The organism is Parabacteroides sp. KHUB-01, from assembly GCF_056640935.1.
Genome location: NZ_CM153256.1, coordinates 1,328,083 through 1,347,332, shown reverse-complemented (window position 1 = coordinate 1,347,332; position 19,250 = coordinate 1,328,083). Strand labels below are relative to the sequence as shown.

Below are 19,250 nucleotides of genomic sequence, written 5' to 3'. Positions count from 1 at the left end.
TAAAAAATTATGTCTTACTTTGCACTCGCAAAACAGAAACAACGAGTTCTTAAATTAATGGTTCCTTGGATGAGTGGCTTAGTCAGTGGTCTGCAAAACCATGTACGGCGGTTCGAATCCGCCAGGAACCTCAAAATCCTGATAGCTTAGCTGTCAGGATTTTTTGTTTATATACTATTCTGTTCCATAGATGTCCCAGGTTTGCCAAATTGAATATAAGGCTTATCTTTGTAGGGTTAGTGCATAATTATTTTTTACTTCCAGTTTTCATTGGTGGACTTGCCAATGTTTGTAATGGAGTGTTTACATACTAAAAATATTTTTGTTATGTCAAAAGTGGCTTTAATTACAGGAATTACAGGGCAGGATGGTTCTTTTCTTGCTGAGTTTCTAATCGAAAAAGGATACGAAGTCCATGGAATAATGCGCCGTTCTTCATCATTCAATACTGGTCGTATTGAACATTTATATTTGGATGAATGGGTTCGTGATATGAAGAACAAGCGACTTGTTAATCTCCATTGGGGGGATATGACCGATTCCAGTTCCTTAGTTCGAATAATACGACAGGTAAAACCTGATGAAATATATAATTTAGCTGCACAAAGTCATGTGAAGGTATCTTTTGATGTGCCGGAATATACAGCAGAAGCAGATGCAATAGGCACATTAAGATTGCTTGAAGCTGTGCGTCTTCTTGGTTATGAGAATAAAACAAAAATATATCAGGCTTCCACATCTGAACTTTTCGGTTTAGTTCAGGAAGTTCCTCAGAAAGAAACTACACCATTCTATCCTCGTTCTCCATATGGAGTTGCCAAACAGTACGGATTTTGGATAACTAAGAATTATCGCGAAAGTTATGGTATGTTTGCAGTAAATGGTATATTGTTTAATCATGAATCTGAACGAAGAGGTGAAACTTTCGTAACTAGAAAAATCACTCTAGCTGCTGCACGTATAGCACAGGGACATCAGGATAAGCTGTATTTGGGAAATCTAAATGCTTTGCGTGACTGGGGATATGCGAAAGATTATGTTGAATGTATGTGGCTTATGCTTCAGCATCCAACTCCTGAGGATTTTGTTATAGCTACCGGAGAATATCATACAGTTCGTGAATTCTGTACTTTAGCATTTAAGGAAGTCGGAATAGAACTGACTTGGGTAGGAGAAGGTGTAGAAGAAAAAGGTATAGACAAATCTTCTGGAAAAGTACTGGTTGAGGTTGATCCGAAATATTTCCGCCCGGCTGAAGTTGAACAATTATTGGGCGACCCGACTAAAGCTAAAACTCTTTTAGGATGGAATCCGCGAAAGACTTCTTTCGAAGAGTTAGTTAAGATAATGGTTTCACATGATATGAAATTTGTGAAAAAATTATATCTGAAATCACAGCTGGATTAATATAGGAACTTAAGCTTAGCAAGCTTAACTTTCAGATAACAAGTTGACAAGAAGACAAGTTGACAAGTGCTTTTACCTTGCCAACTTATCCTTGAAGCCTTGTTAACTTTTAAGTTGAGCAACATGCGAAACTTAAATATGGGTATATAAATATGGATAAGAACTCAAAAATATATGTAGCCGGTCATCGTGGTCTGGTTGGTTCTGCAATTTGGAATAATCTTAAACAAAAAGGTTATACCAATCTTGTGGGCCGTTCTCATAAAGAAATGGATTTGTTGGATCCTTTTGCTGTCAGAAGTTTTTTTGATGAAGAAAAACCTGAATATGTAATCCTTGCTGCTGCTCATGTCGGTGGAATTATGGCAAACAATTTATATCGTGCAGATTTTATCTATCAGAATTTACAGATACAGCAAAATGTTATTGGTGAAAGTTTCCGTCATAATGTAAAGAAATTGGTTTTTCTAGGTAGTACATGTATTTATCCTAGAGATGCCGAACAACCAATGAAGGAAGATGCATTGTTGACATCTGCATTGGAATATACCAATGAACCATATGCTATAGCAAAAATTGCAGGATTGAAAATGTGTGAAAGCTTTAATCTACAGTATGGTACCAATTATATTGCAGTTATGCCTACAAATCTCTATGGTCCAAATGATAATTTTCATTTGGAGAATAGTCACGTCCTTCCGGCAATGGTAAGAAAAATTCATCTGGCGAAATGCCTGAACCAGCAGGATTGGCAGTCTGTACGTTTGGATTTGAATAAGCGTCCGGTTGAAGGAGTTGATGGTTCGGCTGATGAGGCAAAAATAATCTCCGTATTGAATAAATTCGGTATTTATTCAGACCGTGTTGAATTATGGGGAACAGGGAAACCTCTTCGTGAGTTTTTATGGAGCGAAGAAATGGCAGATGCTACTGTGTTTGTTATGGAGAATATAAATTTCAAGGATACATATTCAAAAGAAGACAAGGCGATAAGAAATTGTCATATTAATATTGGCACAGGAAAAGAAATCAGTATCTTTGATTTGGCTCATTTGATACAGCATACAGTCGGTTTCAATGGTTCCATAGTATTTGACGATACAAAACCGGATGGAACTATGCGAAAACTTACGGATGTATCGAAACTTCACAACCTTGGATGGCACCATACTATTGAGGTTGAAGATGGTGTCGGTAAAATATATAAATGGTATATTGAGGATTTGACAAGGAATATTCATGTCAATTTTTAGATAATAAGTTGACATGAATACAAGTTGACAAGATGTTAGATAATAAATTGTAAAGTTATAGGTGTTTGGACCTTGTTAACTAGTTTCTGAAGCCTTGTTAGCTTTTAAGTTGAGAACTTGCTAAACTTAAATAAAAGAAATTATATATGGCAGCATATTGTATTATAATGGCGGGAGGAATAGGCTCGCGTTTCTGGCCTTTGAGCAGAGAAGAAAAACCTAAACAGTTCGTTGATGCGATGGGAGTCGGCCGTACTTTTATACAGTTGACTTATGACCGTTTCTCTGAATTTATTCCAAAAGAAAATTTCTTTGTTCTTACAGGAGAAATCTATAAAAGTCTTGTTCTTGAGCAATTGCCGGACTTGACTCCTGAGCAAGTTTTGACGGAACCATGCCGTAGGAACACTGCGCCTTGTATAGCTTATGCCATGTACAAACTTCGTCATATTGACCCTGATGCTGTTGCTATTGTAACCCCTTCTGATCATTATATATCAAACACTGTGCGTTTTGCTGAAATAATGAAAGAAGGTATAGATTTTGCAGGTAAGAATCATTCTTTATTAACAATAGGTATTACCCCAACATATCCTGCAACTGGTTATGGCTATATACAGACAAGCCGTGAATCTGGCAGTAGTATTACCAGAGTGTTGAGATTTAAGGAAAAACCTAATATTAATGTTGCAACCCAGTATCTTGCTGACGGCAGTTATTATTGGAATTCCGGAATGTTTATATGGTCAGTCCGTTCCATAATACAGTCGTTTGAGATGTACTTGCCGGAAATATCATCTTTGTTTGATTCTATTTCCTCAAGTTATGGAACTTCGGAAGAGCAGGAAAAGGTTAATTCTGCATTTGTGAATTCTCCTTCTATATCTATAGATTATGGAATAATGGAAAAATCTTCACAAGTATATGTACGTTGTGTTGCAGACCTTGGTTGGAGTGATGTTGGATCTTGGGGTGCTTTATATTCCCTGTTGGAAAAAGATGAAGATAACAATGCTGTTTCCGGAACCTCTCCTAATCTTTATCACTCCGGAAGCAACCTGGTGAAAGAGACAAATCCAAATAAAAAGGTAATTATCGACGGACTTTCCGGTTTTATGATAGCTGATACGGAAGATGTTCTTATGATTTGTTCGTTAGGCAATGAAGATCATATCAAGGAATTGATACAGAAGTCTAATTCATAATTTTGAGTTGCTGAGTTTGTAAGTTTTTGAGTTTATAAGTTCAGTAAACAGGGCAACAGATATGAGTTGAATGGGGTTAAGTTTTTAAGATTGCATAGCGCAGGCAATGCCGATGCCAATCTTACCTCGTCAACTTGTCTCTGATGCCCTGTCTGCTTTTTAATATCAGTTATTCTCTATAATTCTTATACCATCTTTCTCTATTGCAATAATATGTTGTTTATATAGAGAACCAATAGCTTGTTTGAAAGCTTTCTTACTGCACCTGAACAGTGAGTATATCAATTCCGGATCACTCTTGTCGTGAACAGGCAAATATCCGTTTTTTACCTGAAGTGCATCCAGTATTACTTTTGCAATACCTTCAACTTTCTGGTATCCAAGAGGCGTCAGGCTTACATCAATCTTGTCATCATCACGAACCTCTTTCACATAACCTTTTATATGGTCACCTTTTTCAAGGCGATGGAATACTTCGCTGTGATATACCATTCCCCAATGAGAATTGTTGACAATAACTTTATATCCAATTTCTGTGTCGTCAGCAACAATCAGATCAACTTCCTGATTATGTTCATAATTAGGAGGCGTGTTGTTGAGGAATTTTTCAATGCGTGCAGAAGCCATAATTCTTCCTGTAACATGGTCCAGCCTTACGTACACCAAATACCATTTGCCTTCCTTCATCGGCATTTTCTGTTCTTTGAAAGGAACCAGCAAATCTTTCATCAGCCCCCAATCCAGGAATGCACCTGTTTTGTTGACAGACTTTACTTCCATAAACTGAAACTCTCCAACAACAGCTTTGGGATGGAGTGTTGTAGCAATGAGACGTCCTTCATTATCATGATAGATAAATACCTCCAGTTCGTCACCAGGTTTTAATCCTTCAGGAACATATCGTGTAGGCAATAATATTTCCTTTCCGTTACCCCCATCAAGGTAAGCGCCAAAATCTAGAATTTTAACGACTTTGAGATTGTTGTAGTTTCCTATGTTAAGCATATCCAAAAATGTTTTTACAAAAGTACGGAAAATATAATTTTTGCAAAACTAGTAGTTACTCCATATAAATCTTCACTTCAGAAGACTTGTCATCCAGTTTTACTTTCACCTCTTGGAGTTTTCCTTTTGAATCGGCATATTTAATTGTATATGTCTTGTTTTTCTCCAATGCAAAAGTCAAGACATCGTTCATGTCCTGAGTCGGTCCGGATGTCCTTCCACCACCCATTTGCTTGCTATCTTCAAAAATATCAAGATTAACAGCTACTTTGTCATCTGATTCTTTATCTTGATTTTTATTTTTGAAGGCCATAACTCGCAAACTAACATGGTTGCCATCAGTAGATATACTTGCAAGATGTTTTCTATATAATTCAGTATATCTGTCTGTAACATTTTCTGCAGCCACATATTTGATATTTTCATCCCAAACCAAAGGGAAAGAAATACCTGTTGGTCTGAAAGATGATGCGTAAATAGCTTTTTCTCTGTCATTTTTAATAGCTTTACCGGCATCGGCAAAAAACCAGGCGTTATCTAGCTGACCTGGGAAATAATATTCTGTGAAATACCATTTGCCATTAGCCCAAACTTCTGTCCAGTTGTGGTTACCGCGTTCATCATGCCAGTTTGGAGTTCCAGCCACACGTGAAGGAATACCTACTGCACGAAAAGCATCTGTCAGAATAATAGACAATCCGGTACAAGAGGCCAAATGTTGTTCCATTGATTCGAAAGGAGCCTGATCCGGTTTTTTTCTTTTAGTACTATAATCAACCATAACCTCGTCTCTTACATTTTGATTGATAGAATCAATAGCCTCGAAGATGTCTGAACAATTTACCACATATTTGCTGAATCTGTCAAAAAACTCCTTTCTCCAGTTTTCTCTCTTTTCGTTTAAACTGACATAAGGCAGAACTTCGTTGAAGAAAATAGAATCAGGAATTTGTTTTGCCCATGAAAACTGATCTCTTGCTTTATAGGCGTAAGCAGAATTTTCAAGAAGAAAATCAGCTTTCAGTTCCTTTAAATCTCTTTCTGGCATATAAGAAATAAGGAAAGCCATACCTTCTTTTTGCTCGGCAGGAGCTTTTTCTAATGCTGTTTGAAGTTCAATAGCATTGTTGCCGGCTGTAACCAATGCTTTGTCTAGCAAATTATGATACTTTTCTGGAACATTGTTATACTTGCCTTCGCTGCAAGCGATTAGGCCAAGGAATAGGATGAAGAATAGATGCTTCATGATTAATTAATAATATAATGTTTAGTAATAAAGGATTTTATATTGTTTTAGCACTGTAAATTTAATAACTTATTTTTAAGGCTAAAATAAAGAAAGTGTTATACCTTGATTCTTTAACTAAAAAATAAATCTTATCAACTTATTCTATGAAAGATATTGCCCAATTGTCATTTTGTTACTTTTGACATATTGTCAAATAAACTATGTTGAGATTACGATATTTCGGAGCAATTGTTAGAATATTTATAATGATGTCAGTCTCATAGAGTTAAGAAAATACATATTGATGCAAAAATGTAGCTTTTTCTTACACCTGAAAATTTTTATAGTATTAATTTTCTTCCCTTCAATCATTTTGTTTTCCTTAAATAACTAATTCTTGCTAAATGGCAATTTGAAATTGTTCATGTTTTTTACTCTTCCAGAGTGAATATTACTATAAATTGCTGCTTTTTTAATGGTTTTGAAATAGATTTATTCACTGAAAAGTATTTGTTAAAAAAATAATTGCGATGATTTCAACAAATGATTGTGAAGAGTCTGCTAAATGATTGCAATGACTCAGGCAAACGATTGCAATCTTTTACCAAAATCATTGCAATCATTTTTCAAAACGATGTTTTTGAAACTGAGTTTTCAATTTTTTTGCTCCAATTTTAGTAAATTGCTTGTTAGCAAAAATGCTTGTTTTGTTAACTTATGAAACCTTTTTTGTCGGAAAAATGACATTTAGTATATCTTGGTTGAAGTAGTTATTTATTGAAATATTTTAAAGCTATAGTCTAATGGGTTACAACTCTGAATTGTTAATAAAAAATATTGTAGAAAAATATGATGTGTATGCAGCAATTTTAGATTATTTTCATCGTTATACTAAGTGTAGAGAGATTTTTGAGATTTTTAATTTATGGCAAATGATACGAAAATGTTATCTTTGCAGTTCAAAATCAATAAACAAAGTAATGAAATTTAAGGAATTATTATTTGCAGTTTTTTGTGTATTGCTAACAGCTTGTGCACAACCTAGAGATGTGATTTATTTTCAAGGTGTTGACTCTTTAAGCCCTGAACAGTTGGAAGCAATGAGTCAAACATATTCAACAAAGCTTACTTATGATGATTTACTTTCTATAACTGTAAGTAATTGGGATCCGGCATCTGTTGCCCCATTTAATCCTCCAGTTTACTCTTATTCAGCAGCGGAGGGAGAGCAGGCTATTATTGCTTCTCAGTCCATGTATACATATTTGGTTGATAAAAATGGTGATATAGAGTTTCCCGTATTAGGTAAGATCCATGTTGCAGGATTAACTCGTCAAGAACTCGCTGCAGATTTGCAAAATAGAATTTCTAAATATGTAAAAGATAAACCATTGGTAAAGGTTGAATTACTTAATTTCAAGGTTACTATGATGGGGGAATTCAATAGGCCGGGGTCATATTCTATAAAAAATGATAGAGTAACTATTTTGGATGTTATAGGTATGGCTGGTGATTTACCTTTAACTGCAAATCGAAAAAATATTTTGGTCATAAGAGAAAATGACGGAAAGAAAGATATCTATCGTTTGGATATTACTGATCCGAATATTTTTGCTTCGCCATGTTTTTATTTAAAGCAGAATGATGTAGTATATGCAGAACCTATTAAAACAAAATTAAGATCTAGAACAAGTTCAGATCGTCAGTTTACGATGTCTTTGATAACATCGTTGATTAGTTCGGTATCAGTAATTGTAGCTATGGTGATTAGTATAAAAAATAACTAAAGGAAAAATATGAAAGATTTGCATAATGATGATGAGGTTATAAGCCTTAAAAGGATAATAATAGGGTATGTAAAACACTGGAAGTTATTTTTATTGGCTGGTGTGATTTCTTTTATACCTGCAGTTTTATATCTTTTGCTTTACCCAAAGACATATGAAATTATGTCAATGGTAAAAATACAGGATGATAAAGATTTGTCGTCTGGTGGTGGTATGGGATTAGGTGAAGCTGCAGGATTGATGCGTTCTTTTGGACTTGGGGGTAAATCTGGTGGAACATTAAATTTGGATGATGAAACGGCTGTATTAAAATCAAATAAGTTATTAAAGCAAGTTGTATTGGAGTTAGGTTTGGATGTTACTTATGAGAAGCCCTTTTCATATGAGAAACTGTATAATAATAATACTCCGGTATTGGTAGTTCCTGATTCTTCAATGCGTTTGTCTTTAGATAGATTCGTTTCATTCTCTTTGGATGTTGAAAAAGATGGGAAGGTGAATGTTAAAATGGAGGATACTGGAGAGAAGTTTACCTTTAATACATTACCTGCATCTTTTAAGTTGAAAGAAGGAAAGATTCGATTATTGTCAAATACAGATAATTTGAAAGAGTGTAGCTTGAATGTTACGGTAGCTCCAGCAGCTTGGGTAGCTGAAGATTTTAAAGATTTAATATCAGTTGATGAATATTCTAAGAATGCGAATACATTGGAATTAATATATCAAGATCATAATAAAATCCGAGGAGTTCTTTTGTTGAACACTATAGTTGAAGTCTATAATAAGGAAACAAACCGTGTAAAATCAGAAGAAGGAAATATAAGTATTGATTTTTTGAATTCACGTATAAATGAAGTTATGTCTCAATTAGAAGAAAAAGAGAGAGAAATAGAAATTTATAAGTTGAAGAATAAAATGACTGATGTTGAGTATGATATCAAGATGTACACTGAAGCAATAAAGATTTATAGAGAGAAAATAATAGAATTAGAGGCTCAAAGTCATATTGTAAATTTGTTGGAGGAATATATTACAAATCCAGAAAATAAATATAAGCTAATTCCAGCGGCATTGACTTCTGGAGATGGTGAAAAAGGAAGTCCTGCAACAAATTATAATGAGGCATTGTTAGCTCGTGAGAAGATGAAAAAGACTTCTAATGCGGATAACCCATTGACAGAAATTGCAGATATTCAATTGGAAAAATTAAGAGAAAGTGTGCTTGTTGCTGTTCAAAATTCTAAAAAAGGAATTGATCTAGTTAAATCAGATTTGAAAAAACAGGAAAATGAAATTATGCAGAAGATGACAAATGTTCCTACTTATGAACGTGAGTTTTTGGATTTAAAACGTCAACAGGAAATTTTGCAAGGTGTTTACTTAGTTCTATTGCAAAAAAGAGAGGAATTGGCTTTGTCATTAGGTAGTGGAAGAGATCGAGGTTTTTTGACAGAACCTGCTTATGCAAAATATTTACCTATTGGTCCAAGAAAATTGTATGCGGCTATTTTTATGCTTGTTTTTACATTGACAGTTCCTGTTATGTATTTGTTTCTTAAAGAAAGATTTAGAGAATTGATAGAAGAGTATAAAAAAGTAGATAATAATTAAATAATTGACTTTGATATCATAATGACAAATAAGTCATTATGATATCTTTTATATATGGTTTCGTAAATATAGACTAATTATGAATGTTATAAATAGCAAATTAATAGTAAAAAACTCATTGTTATTATATTTACGAATGATAGTCTTGATGTGTATAAGTTTATATACATCAAGAGTAGTTTTACAGGTCTTAGGAATTGAAGATTTTGGAATTTATAATGTGGTTGCTGGATTTGTTTTATTATTTAGTTTTCTTAATAATGCAATGTCTAGTGCAACACAACGTTTTTTATCATTTGAATTAGGAAAGTTAAATACATCTGGTGTTAGAGATGTTTTTAGTACAAGTTGTTTTATACATCTGTTGATTGCAGTTTTGTTCTTTTTAGTTGCAGAAACAATAGGCATATATTTTTTAAAAGAATATATGAATATTCCATATGATAGAGTTGATGCTTCTTATTTTGTATATCATTGCTCAGTTATTTCAACTGTTATTTTAATGTTAACCGTTCCTTTTAATGCAATAATTATAGCAAAGGAAAAAATGCATGCTTTTGCTTATATTTCTATTGTAGAAGTGTCATTAAAATTGTTAGTTGTTTATGTTTTACTATCGATAAATTTCGATAAATTAAAAGTTTATGCTTTAATGATGCTGGCTATTCAATGTTTTATAAGTTTAGTTTATCAAGTATATTGTCTTAAATCTTTTAGTGAAGTTTCGTATAAATTAATTTATATACCAGGTATTTTTAAAAAGATGATAGGTTTTGCAGTCTGGAATTTAATAGGTAATATTTCAGCTGTAGCTTTTGGCCAAGGTATAAATTTGTTGTTAAATGTTTTTTATGGACCTGTCTTGAATGCTGCACGAGGCATTGCTGTTCAAGTTCAATCTGCCGTAGTTGGCTTTTGTTATAATTTTCAAACAGCATTAAACCCTCAAATTACAAAGACTTATGCCTCCGGAGAGATAGCTAGCATGCATAATTTAATATATAGAAGTTCAAGATTCTCATTTTATTTGTTATGGATAATAATTTTACCTTTGTTGTTAGAAACTCCTTTTATATTAAATGTATGGCTTGGTAATGTCCCTGAGTATGCAGTTCCTTTTACACGATTAATTTTGGCAATATCTGTTATTGATTCGTTAGCAAATCCATTAATGGTTTCTATTATGGCTACAGGGGACATAAAATTATATCAATTAGTTGTTGGTGGTGTACTTTTATTGATTGTTCCAGTTTCTTATTTTGTATTGTTGTTTATAAATCTTCCCCAAATTGTTTTTATTGTTCATTTTATTATAGCATGTTTTGCTGTATTAATACGACTTTTTTTTGCTAGAAAAAAGTTAAATCTTTCAATTAGTTATTATTTTGTTGATGTGGTTTTTAAAATCTTAATTGTAGCAATATTTTCTTGTATTTTACCTTTTTATTTGCATTACAAAATTAATTATGGAATAATTAGATTTTTAATAGTTTTAGTTATATCTTTATTTTCAGTATCATTTACTGTTTATTTTGTAGGATTAGATAGAAAAGAACGTTCTTTCGTTTTAGAGAAATTCCTATATCTAAAATCAAAGATTTTATGATTGAAATAATAAATAAAGAAAACTGTTGTGGCTGTTCAGCTTGTGTTCAAGTTTGTCCTAAACAGTGTATAATAATGAAGGAGGATAATGAAGGTTTTTTATATCCTAAAGTTGATAAATCTTTATGTGTAAATTGTCATTTATGTGAGAAGGTTTGTCCCATGTTAAAAAAAACTATATTCCATGAACCTCTTTGTACTTTTGCTTATAGGAATGATAATAAGGAAATACGATATAATAGCACTTCTGGTGGATTTTTTTTTATGTTAGCAGAGAATATCATAAAAAGAGGAGGTGTTGTTTTTGGCGCTGTATTTGATTCTGATTGGAGTGTAAAGCATATACATATATCTGATATAAAGCATATAAAAGATATGTCTGGTAGTAAATATTTACAAAGCCGACAAAATAATACATTTATAGAAGTCAAAGATTTTTTAGATAAAGGAAAATATGTTTTATATACAGGTACTTCTTGCCAAATACAAGGTCTTGTTTGTTTCTTGAAAAAAAAATATGATAAACTTATTACGGTTGATTGTTTATGTCATGGTGTTCCATCTCCAAAAGTTTGGAGTGAGTATTTAAAAGAAATATCTAAAGGAAGGAAACCTATATCTGTTAAGTTTAGGGATAAGAATAGTGGTTGGAAGAATTATACTTTTTCAGTCATTTATGATGATGGATCCAACTATATTCAAAAAGCATATGATAATTTATATATGAGAGGTTTTTTAAATGATATTTATTTGCGTCCATCATGTTATAATTGTAATTTTAAGGTTGAGAAATCTTTAAGTGATATAACTATGGCTGATTTTTGGGGTGTTGATGAAATTTGTTCTAAATGTGATGATGATTTAGGTACAAGTTTGGTTATAATACACACTCCCAAAATTTATGATTTAATAAAACTGGAAAATTATATAGAAGAGTTTGTACCTTTATCTAAAGTAAAGATATATAATTCTGGATTTAAATCAAGTATTATTATCCCTAGATATAAAAGAAAATATTTTTTCTCTAAATTTAGAAGAGAAAATATAAGTATTGAATCTTTAATTGAGAAAACGCTTAAAGGCTCAATTATTGATAGAATTAAGAGAAAAATTAAATTAATAGTAAATTTTAGATGAAATGAAAGTTGCAGTATTGACATTATCGCTTCATACAAATTATGGCGGAATTTTACAAGCATTTGCATTACAAACAGTTTTATCTAGATTTGGTGTAGAGCCTGTTTTACTTGATAAAAAGAAAGACTTTTCTTTACCATATTGGAAACGTCCTTTCGCTTATTTGAAACGTATTATTAAATATTATATATTTAGAGATAAAAGAGTTTCTTTATTTGTTGAGCAAGAAAATGAAAAACAATATAAACTTATATCTCAATATACACAAAGGTTTATAGATCATAATTTGAAAGTTCAATATATATCTTCTTTTAATGATAAAATTATAGACAACTTTGATTGTTTTATAGTTGGTAGTGATCAAGTTTGGAGGCCTCAATATTTTAAGGCTTCATATGGGGATATATCATATGCTTTTTTGTCATTTATTAAAAAAGATAAAATAAGAAAAATAGCTTATGCAGCATCTTTTGGAACAGAAGAGTGGGAGTATTCTTTGAAAGAAACGGAAATATGTAAGAAGCTAATTTCGAAGTTTGATAAAGTTTCTGTTAGAGAAAGCTCTGCTGTGTTATTGTGTGATAAAAAATTTAATAAACATGCGGAGTTGGTTTTAGATCCTACATTACTATTATCTAAGGAAGATTATAAGAATTTGATATTTAATGAAGAATTAAAAATACATAGCGAAAAGATTTTTGTGTATATATTGGACTCTGAAGATGCAAAGATGGAATTTGTAAATATGGTTTCATCAAAATTGGGAATGGAGTTTTTTACTTCAAATTCAGATGTAGATAATATTAGTTTAACTTTAGAAAAACGAATTCAACCTCCTATTGAGAATTGGTTGATGTCTTTTGATATTTCTAAAATGGTTATAACTGATTCTTTTCATGCTTGTGTGTTTTCAATTATATTTAATAAACCATTTTGGGTCATTGGTAATAAAAAAAGAGGTATGACACGTTTTATCTCATTATTAGAATTATTTGATCTTAAAGAACGTTTAATACAAGAAGATGAGATTGGTAATATAGATATAAATGCTCCTATAGATTGGGTATTTGTAAATAATAATTTGAAGTTATATAGAGAGAAATCATATAATTTTTTAAAAACATCTTTTTCTTAGAAATTATGCTATGTCCTAAAATATCAATAGTTATACCTGTATATAATTCTGAAAAATATTTAGAGAATTGTTTAAATAGTATATTAGGGCAATCTTATGCTAACCTAGAAATCATTCTTGTTAATGATGGTTCAACCGACAATTCAAATATCATATGTAAAGAATTTGCTCTAAAAGATGAAAGGTTTTTCTATTATAGTCAGGAAAATAAAGGGGTTTCTGCTACAAGAAACTTTGGTCTTTCTAAAGCTAGTGGGGATTGGATCTATTTTGTTGATTCAGACGATAGTTTGTTAGATAACATTTTTGAAGATTTTATATCTATTTTGTCTGATAATCCACAAATTGATATTTATAAGTTTGGATATACTATAAAAAAAGGTAAATCAAAAATAAATATAGGAGATATATCATCATATTTATTATATGATACAGAAGATATGTATTATAAAAATGAACTAAATTCTTATTATGGTTTTTTATGGAATACATTTTTTCGTTATGATATAGTTTCTAATATTAAATTTCTGGAAGATATTTCTTGGTGTGAGGATCATATATTTTCATTTTTGGCTTTTTCAAAAGCAAAATGTATGTATATATCAAATAAACAGTATTATTTGTACAATCAAGATAATATATATTCTTTATCAAAAAAAATTTTAGATCCTTATTTGATAAAAAAAGCAGCAGAAGAAGAATTTCGTGTTAAAAAATTATGTTTAACACGAAGTAAACCTGAAGTTATTGATTTGTTGGAAAAATCATTTGATAGCAAGATTAAATTTGCAATTAAAAATGTATATAGAAAAAAAATGAGTTTTGATGAACGTAGAAAGTTTTATTTGGAAATAAATTATCCATTTAATTGTTTTATTGATAGTTTTGAAGTTGCTAAAAATATACTCAGAGATATAAAATATATATTTGTAAAATAGTTTAGTTATAGATTATTTATGAATAAGCAAAATCCCGATTTTTCTATAATTGTACCTGTTTATAAAGTTGAGGAAGTTTTGGAAAAAACTATAGATTCTATCTTAAAACAGACACATAAAGATTTTGAACTATTACTGATAGATGATGGTTCACCTGATAAATCAGGTGAAATATGTGATAAATATTCGTTTATTGATAATAGAATACGAGTTTTTCATCAAAAGAATAAAGGGGTATCATCTGCAAGAAATTTAGGATTAAAGCAAGCTTTAGGAAAAAATATAATATTTATAGATTCTGATGATATTGTTGAACATGGTTTTTTAGAACATATATTACCTTATGTTAATACTTACGATATGGTATTTTGGGGATTAAAAGTATTTTCATTAAGGGAAAACAAATATATTGAAGGTTTTAAACCTAAACAGATTAGCACAAATACATCTTCTATCTCAGACCTTGTATATCATTTATTCAAAATAGGATTATTAGGCTATATGTGCTCAATGAGTGTAAGCCGTAAAATATTAACAGAAAATAATATTTTGTTTGATGAAGATATTTCGTTGCATGAAGATTCTTTGTTTTGCTATAATTGTTTATTGCATGCAAAATCTGCTTTGACTTTGCCTTATCAACCATATATATATATGGTTGATGAAATGGGTAATAGTTTAAGTGCAAAAACTCCTGCTAACTACTATGAAATAGCACTAAAAAGAATATCAGTTATAAGTTCTTTATTGAAAGAAATTAATATGGAACATGACAAAGCTGTTGAAATATTGTCATTAATGAAATATTGGAGTTTTTCTAGATGTTTAAATAAAGCATATGCTTCAGAAAATAAATTAGAGGAAGTGAAAAAGACTTTTGCTGATTTAAATAGTATTTCAGATTTTACACCTTATTGTATTCAAGCAAAAGTTCTTAAATTTGCTATTAAATGTAATAGCCCATTAATGTATATATTGGGTAAGAAAATAATACATTTATTGGGAAAATAGTTATTTTGTATGAAGTTATCTGTTATTATACCAGTTTTTAATGTTGAACTCTATTTAGAAGAGTGTGTTTTAAGTTTATATAAACAAAATATTCTAGAAGAAGATTTTGAAGTAATTATTATAAACGATGGTTCTACAGATAGAAGTTTGGAACTTGCTAGAAAATTATCTGAACAATATAATAATATAAAATTGTTTTCACAAGAAAACAAGGGCTTATCTGCAACGAGAAATCGGGCAATATCTGAAGCTAAAGGTGATTATGTGTTTTTCTTAGATTCAGATGATTATATTTATCCTAGTACTATAAAGTCAATAATAGATAAAGCATATAAATATGATTTGGAAATATTGCGATTTGATTATCGTAGTGTTGACGAATTAGGAAAAGATATGGAGGTTTCTGCTTTTATTGATAAGAGATTAAAGTATAGTAATAAGGTTGTTGATGGTGCTGAACTAGTTTCGAAAATATATAATAGAGAGTTTTTTTCTTGTTTATCTTTGATAAAGCGTAGATTTTTACTTGATTCAAATGTTCGCTTTGTTGAAGGAATGTATTTTGAAGATATTGAGTTTTCAATAAAGTTGGCACTGAAGTCTTCTCGTGCAATGTATGTTCCTGATATTATATATGCATATAGAAAAAGGTCAACTTCAATATTACATACATTTAATATGAAAAAAGTTGAAGATATTATAAAAATATCATCAAACTTGAAAAAAACATACCTCAAAGAAAATTATAACAATGAAGTGAAAAGTGTTGTTAAAGAAAATATTACTCAGTTGATGGTTTCTCTTCTTTTAAGAGTAGCAGAGAGTAATCTTTTTAATGAAAGAAAAGTTATTTTTACTCATATAAAAAGCAATAATCTGACATATTTGTATTTGCAAAAAAATATTAGAGAATTTATTATTCCTTTTTTATATAATCTTTTTGGAATTAAATCGTTGTATATATTGAGATTTCTGATGTCATTTAAAAATAAATAAATGTATGTTGAAAGAATATCAAATTATATAATATCTTATATGAAGACTATTGCTAAATTATTATTATTATTTAGATATATTTTTAGAGGAGTGATTAATAGATTCTTATCATTCTTTTTTAAAAAAATAATGTTGAGTTGTGGTAAGAATGTTCGTTTTTCTGCCATAACTTCTGATATAACATATAGTAATATATCAATAGGTAATGATGTATACATTGGTCCTAATGCATGTTTAGTTGCAACAGAAAGTAAAATTTATATTGGAAATAAGGTTTTGTTTGGTCCTCATGTAACAATAGTCGGGGGGGATCATAGAATTTTTGATGTTGGAATGTTTATTTATGATATAAAAGAAAAACAACCTGGTGATGATATTGATGTTATTATAGAGGATGATGTATGGATTGGAACGAATGTTACAATATTGAAAGGTGTTAGAATCGGACGAGGTTCTGTTGTTGCTGCAGGAAGTGTTGTTGTTAGAGATGTGCAACCTTACTCTATAGTGGGTGGTGTTCCTTCTAAGGTTTTAAAATATCGTTTTAATATAGAAGAAATTTTACAACATGAGAAGATACTGTATTCAGAATCTTTACGTTATACGAAGGAATTGCTAATAAAATTAAGAAAATGATATGAATAGTCATAGAATATTGGTAGTTGCAACCTCTGAAAAAACTAGAGGTGGAATAAGTGCAGTTGTTTCTGCTCATAAAAGATGTGAATTATGGTCAAAGTACAATATTAAATGGATTGAAACACATATTGATAGGGGGGCAATAATAAAAATATTATACTTTTTTAGAGCATTGTTTCAGTTCTTGTTGTATGTTCCATTTTGTGAAATAGTACATATTCATGTGGCAACATATAGTTCATTAATTAGGAAATCTGTTTTTTATTATATAGCTAAATTTTTTCATAAAAGAATAATAATGCATTTTCATAGTTCAACGCCTGATGTCTTATTTGATAAAAAATGTAAGAATCTTTATAGGAGAATTTTTTCAGGTAGTGATTTAGTATTGGTGTTATCAGAACAATGGAAATTATGGGTTTTTAAATCTTTAGGTTTAAAAGACAATATTAAAGTATTATATAATCCTGTAGTAGAGGAAATAAACAATAATATAGAAACAAAAAAGAAAGATTATATTTTGTTTGCAGGAACAATGATTGATAGAAAGGGATATGCTGATTTATTAAAGTCATTTTCTTTAATATCATCAAAACATAATTCATGGAAGTTGGTTTTTGCAGGAAATGGAGAATTAGATAAAGCAAAAAGAATAGCAAAAGATTTAAACATAAGCTCTAAAGTTGAATTTGTCGGATGGGTTAGTGGAAAGAAAAAAGAAATTTTATTTTCAGAAGCATCCATATTTTGTTTATCAAGCTATTCAGAAGGTTTTCCTATGTCTGTTTTAGATGCTTGGGCATATAGATTACCTGTAATTTGTACACCAGTCGGAGGCTTGCCTGATATAGTGATTAACGAAAAAAATGCTTTGGTATATCCTGTTGGTGATATTAAAAAACTGTCAGAGTGTTTGGATTTATTAATCTCTAATCCTTCTTTACGTGAAAGTATTTCATATGAGTCAAATAAATTGGCAAAAACAATGTTTAGCTTAAATGCAATCAATAGAGAACTAGATAATATTTACAAATCTTTATTGTAGAAAGGGGGCGTTAAATGATTTCAGTTTTAGTTAATGCATATGCTTGTAATCCGAATTGGGGATCTGAACCAGGAATGGGGTGGAATTGGATTGTAAATATAGCAACATTCTGTAAAGTTTATGTTATTACAGAAGGAGAATGGAAGGATAATATTGAGTTTAAATTAGAGTCCCTTTCTCAAAAAGATAATATTAAATTCTTTTATATACCTGTTAATGATAAAATAAGAAGAATATGCTGGAATCAAGGAGATTGGCGTTTTTATTATTATTATTATAAATGGCAAAAGTTAGCTTATAAAAAGGCGTTGGAAATAGTTTCTACTAATAAAATTGATATTATTCATCAGTTAAACATGATAGGTTTTAGGGAACCTGGATTTCTCTGGAAAATCAAAGATATACCATTTATTTGGGGACCAATAGGGGGAATGAATAATTTTCCAACATCCTATTTAAAAGGAGCAGGATTTAAGTATTCATTTTTTGTATATTTAAAGAATACAATAAATGTTCTACAAATGAAATATAGTCATAGGGTTTCTTCTGCGATAAAAAGAGCTGACATATTAATTGCAGCTGTACCTGAGACTAGAAGAAGAATAATTGATATATACAATAAATATCCAATTTTAATTAATGAAACTGGATGTAATAGTTTTTTGAAAAGCCCAGAAAATAATTTAAGAGATATTGAAAGTGAATATTTTGATATTTTATGGGTGGGACATTTTTATTTTAGAAAACAATTATGCTTAGCTTTAAAAGTAATAGCTAATTGTAAGAATAAAAAAAAGATACGATTACATATTGTTGGAGGAGATGATCCTTCATCCTATAAAAGATTAGCTGCTGAATTAGGTATTATAGATAATTGTATATGGCATGGAGCATTACCTAATGAGAATGTTCATTTGTTAATGCAAAAGTTTCATTTATTTTTGTTTACTAGTGTGGTGGAAGATACTTCAACAGTTGTATTAGAAGCAATAGAGAATCATCTACCTGTCTTGTGTTTTAATGCGTGTGGTTTTAGTGTAGTTGTTGATGATACAGTCGGGCATAAAATAGAACTATCAAATATAAAAAAATCAATAGATGATTTTTCTTATTATATTGATAAATTATTTAATGATAGATCAATGCTTAAAGTATTATCAAATAACTGCCAATATAAAGTTAAAGACTTTTCATGGGAATCAAAAATGAAATTATTGAAAGAAATATATGAGTCTGTAATTAATTAGT

General features: G+C 30.4%; 16 protein-coding genes and 1 tRNA gene. 15 read left to right on the top strand and 2 right to left on the bottom strand.

What is annotated here, in order from left to right; all coding sequences use genetic code 11:
• Nucleotides 1-59: 59 nt before the first annotated feature.
• The 4 genes from ACYIAR_RS06075 (at nt 60) to ACYIAR_RS06060 (ending at nt 3,865) form a co-directional block, all read left to right on the top strand.
• Nucleotides 60-131: transfer RNA gene (locus ACYIAR_RS06075), tRNA-Cys, on the top strand.
• 196 nt (nt 132-327) lie between these two features.
• On the top strand, nt 328-1,407 hold the full coding sequence (gene gmd, locus ACYIAR_RS06070) for a GDP-mannose 4,6-dehydratase (protein ID WP_480332753.1): 1,080 nt from the start codon (nt 328-330) through the stop codon (nt 1,405-1,407).
• A gap of 152 nt (nt 1,408-1,559) precedes the next feature.
• Nucleotides 1,560-2,660 carry a GDP-L-fucose synthase family protein gene (locus tag ACYIAR_RS06065; RefSeq protein WP_480332751.1) on the top strand — a complete coding sequence of 367 codons (1,101 nt, stop codon included), beginning with the start codon at nt 1,560-1,562 and terminating at the stop codon, nt 2,658-2,660.
• Nucleotides 2,661-2,806: 146 nt separating this feature from the next.
• Nucleotides 2,807-3,865 (top strand): mannose-1-phosphate guanylyltransferase, encoded by a 1,059-nt coding sequence (locus tag ACYIAR_RS06060; protein WP_480332749.1) that lies wholly within the window; start codon nt 2,807-2,809, stop codon nt 3,863-3,865.
• 165 nt (nt 3,866-4,030) lie between these two features.
• Here ACYIAR_RS06060 and ACYIAR_RS06055 read toward each other — a convergent pair whose 3' ends face one another.
• Both ACYIAR_RS06055 and ACYIAR_RS06050 read right to left on the bottom strand, forming a co-directional pair.
• Nucleotides 4,031-4,870: a CvfB family protein gene (locus ACYIAR_RS06055; RefSeq protein ID WP_480332747.1), complete on the bottom strand. Its 840-nt coding sequence runs from the start codon at nt 4,868-4,870 to the stop codon at nt 4,031-4,033.
• 55 nt (nt 4,871-4,925) lie between these two features.
• The gene (locus ACYIAR_RS06050; RefSeq protein ID WP_480332745.1) at nt 4,926-6,116 is read right to left on the bottom strand and encodes a transglutaminase-like domain-containing protein; all 1,191 of its coding nucleotides are present in this window, start codon (nt 6,114-6,116) and stop codon (nt 4,926-4,928) included.
• 962 nt (nt 6,117-7,078) lie between these two features.
• On the opposite strand from ACYIAR_RS06050, the gene ACYIAR_RS06045 reads away from it, so the two are divergent.
• The 11 genes from ACYIAR_RS06045 (at nt 7,079) to ACYIAR_RS05995 (ending at nt 19,249) form a co-directional block, all read left to right on the top strand.
• Entirely contained in the window at nt 7,079-7,885 is an 807-nt protein-coding gene (locus tag ACYIAR_RS06045; RefSeq protein WP_480333568.1) for a polysaccharide biosynthesis/export family protein, read from the top strand.
• A gap of 9 nt (nt 7,886-7,894) precedes the next feature.
• The gene (locus ACYIAR_RS06040; RefSeq protein ID WP_480332743.1) at nt 7,895-9,496 is read left to right on the top strand and encodes a GumC family protein; all 1,602 of its coding nucleotides are present in this window, start codon (nt 7,895-7,897) and stop codon (nt 9,494-9,496) included.
• A gap of 79 nt (nt 9,497-9,575) precedes the next feature.
• Nucleotides 9,576-11,102, top strand: a complete 1,527-nt coding sequence (locus ACYIAR_RS06035; protein ID WP_480332741.1) for an MATE family efflux transporter — start codon at nt 9,576-9,578, stop codon at nt 11,100-11,102.
• Nucleotides 11,099-12,238 (top strand): Coenzyme F420 hydrogenase/dehydrogenase, beta subunit C-terminal domain, encoded by a 1,140-nt coding sequence (locus tag ACYIAR_RS06030; protein WP_480332739.1) that lies wholly within the window; start codon nt 11,099-11,101, stop codon nt 12,236-12,238. The genes ACYIAR_RS06035 and ACYIAR_RS06030 overlap by 4 nt, the downstream gene beginning before the upstream one ends.
• Before the next feature lies 1 nt (nt 12,239).
• Nucleotides 12,240-13,373 (top strand): polysaccharide pyruvyl transferase family protein, encoded by a 1,134-nt coding sequence (locus tag ACYIAR_RS06025; RefSeq protein WP_480332737.1) that lies wholly within the window; start codon nt 12,240-12,242, stop codon nt 13,371-13,373.
• 5 nt (nt 13,374-13,378) lie between these two features.
• Entirely contained in the window at nt 13,379-14,311 is a 933-nt protein-coding gene (locus ACYIAR_RS06020) for a glycosyltransferase family 2 protein (protein ID WP_480332735.1), read from the top strand.
• Between the two features lie 18 nt (nt 14,312-14,329).
• On the top strand, nt 14,330-15,322 hold the full coding sequence (locus ACYIAR_RS06015) for a glycosyltransferase family 2 protein (RefSeq protein ID WP_480332733.1): 993 nt from the start codon (nt 14,330-14,332) through the stop codon (nt 15,320-15,322).
• A 9-nt stretch (nt 15,323-15,331) separates the two neighbouring features.
• Nucleotides 15,332-16,318, top strand: a complete 987-nt coding sequence (locus tag ACYIAR_RS06010; protein ID WP_480332731.1) for a glycosyltransferase — start codon at nt 15,332-15,334, stop codon at nt 16,316-16,318.
• 39 nt (nt 16,319-16,357) lie between these two features.
• On the top strand, nt 16,358-16,954 hold the full coding sequence (locus ACYIAR_RS06005) for an acyltransferase (protein ID WP_480332729.1): 597 nt from the start codon (nt 16,358-16,360) through the stop codon (nt 16,952-16,954).
• Nucleotide 16,955: 1 nt separating this feature from the next.
• The gene (locus ACYIAR_RS06000; protein ID WP_480332727.1) at nt 16,956-18,002 is read left to right on the top strand and encodes a glycosyltransferase family 4 protein; all 1,047 of its coding nucleotides are present in this window, start codon (nt 16,956-16,958) and stop codon (nt 18,000-18,002) included.
• Nucleotides 18,003-18,016: 14 nt separating this feature from the next.
• The gene (locus tag ACYIAR_RS05995; RefSeq protein WP_480332725.1) at nt 18,017-19,249 is read left to right on the top strand and encodes a glycosyltransferase; all 1,233 of its coding nucleotides are present in this window, start codon (nt 18,017-18,019) and stop codon (nt 19,247-19,249) included.
• Nucleotide 19,250 lies beyond the last annotated feature (1 nt).